At 54.5% G+C, this 1,657-nt stretch carries 3 protein-coding genes and 2 tRNA genes; all 5 read right to left on the reverse strand.

Going from position 1 to position 1,657, the window contains the following annotated elements:
• Positions 1-265 precede the first annotated feature (265 nt).
• A complete protein-coding gene (locus ACE4YL_RS10400) occupies positions 266-592 on the reverse strand; it encodes an HNH endonuclease (RefSeq protein ID WP_461369617.1) in 327 nt (108 codons plus the stop codon).
• 85 nt (positions 593-677) lie between these two features.
• Positions 678-920 (reverse strand): HNH endonuclease, encoded by a 243-nt coding sequence (locus ACE4YL_RS10405; RefSeq protein WP_461369619.1) that lies wholly within the window; start codon positions 918-920, stop codon positions 678-680.
• 161 nt (positions 921-1,081) lie between these two features.
• Positions 1,082-1,157 (reverse strand) — tRNA-Thr (locus ACE4YL_RS10410).
• 5 nt (positions 1,158-1,162) lie between these two features.
• Positions 1,163-1,234 (reverse strand) — tRNA-Thr (locus ACE4YL_RS10415).
• Positions 1,235-1,296: 62 nt separating this feature from the next.
• Positions 1,297-1,657, reverse strand: a 361-nt coding sequence (locus ACE4YL_RS10420; RefSeq protein ID WP_461369618.1) for a hypothetical protein, incomplete at its 5' end; no start/stop codon positions are given.

Genomic DNA, 1,657 nt, shown 5'->3' on the forward strand with positions numbered 1-1,657 from the left:
GCATTTTTGGTGTCCCACAGGGCCATGTAGTCCTCGATGAGGTCAAGGTAATGCTGGCCGTACACCCCTTGACGCTCCAATTGGTCTGTCAAGTCCTGTCTGATTTGCTCTCGAATTTGACTCTTTTTCGCTCTGGCCACACCACCTCACCCCCTATAGTGACCACGCCTCACATGAAACGGCGTAAAATCTGTATTGGCAGGCCCCCCCGCCGGTCCCCAAAGCTGCTTGCAAGTCGATTTTTCAGACCGGGGGGTAGCTGGGCTTACCACCGCTCCGGGAACCTCTCAGCCAACTCGTTTCTCTTGCGCTGCACAATCCGGTGAATGAACCGCTCCGGATGCTCTCTGTTGTGGCACGCAGCGCACACACTCAAGAGATTATCATCATCAAGCGCCAGGTCCGGCCTGTTCTCCAAGTGGAGTATGTGGTGCACCGTTGTGGCCGGAGCGAATCCGCCTTCCTCTTTGCAAATCTGGCACTCGAAGTTGTCTCGCTGAAGAATCTCCAGACGCTTCTTCTCCCAGATGGTACTCTTGTAGAACTTCCCTTCCTCAATGAGCTTGAGAACCTGCTCGAGAGAAAGAGTCACACAGGCGCTCACCTCCCGCTTGTGTACCGCTGTTGCTGCAGCGGGATATCGACTGGATCACCTCCTGCAACCGCTGTGTAGCCCTTCATAATACCACCCCAATTATGTCCGCTATTTCTTGAGCAGTTTTCCCTTCTCGCTTAGCGACAATAGCAACAAGTTCCCGCCAGTCGTACCGCGCTTGGTGCACCCCGTCATGGCACCACATACACAAGCGGATAAGGTTTTCCCTTATATCGTCCCCGCCTTGGGAACGGTACTTGATATGGTGCATACCCCCATACCCCGGTGCGCCGCACCGTTCGCAATAGGGTGTTTCCTCCCTCATGGCTTTGCTTAACGCCCTATTCTTGATCCGCTTTCTTGGTTTGGGTACGGTTACAAGCAATGGATCCCCCTTTCGTTTTTTAATACGCCTGCCCCCACCCCGGCTTTGTCAGTGGCGTATAGTCCCCTCCTGCTGTGCAGGCAACCAAACTTTCAGCAAAATGGAGCTGATGGCCGGAGTCGAACCGGCGACCTCTTCCTTACCACGGAAGTGCTCTTCCTTCTGAGCTACACCAGCATAGGAGCCGGAGACAGGACTCGAACCCGCACCCCTTGCTTACAAGGCAAGTTGTCTACCAGTTAACTTACTCCGGCGCATATATCAGGCACAAAGCGGGCTTCGTTTTCGGCCATCGCGAGGGAGATGGGCGCAAGATTCATCCCCTTACGCGATGAGACCACCCCTTTGGGGCGGCCTCTCTTTCTCTTGCCAGCCAATAGCGAACAATACCGGCCTTCTCCATGTCCTCAAACCGCAAGGCAAGGAACGACTGCTGTTTCTTGTTCTCCCTGCGTTCGTACCGCAAACGCCCTTGGGCCAATGCAAGGAGCATTTCGGTTACGCCGGTGACGATGGCATCAAGGAACCTCCCCGAACGCTCATCGAAATACCCATACACGAACAACCCCGCGTTGATCTTGTAGAGTTCACTCGGCAAATTCGACGCATAGTTCCACTCAGTCACGGTCATATCTTGGTACTTGGCAAACTCCGGTCTGCGAAACCGTTCCTGCACC

Source organism: Candidatus Darwinibacter acetoxidans (assembly GCF_041936445.1).
In the GTDB taxonomy this organism is placed as follows: Bacteria; Bacillota; Limnochordia; order Darwinibacteriales; family Darwinibacteriaceae; genus DTU010.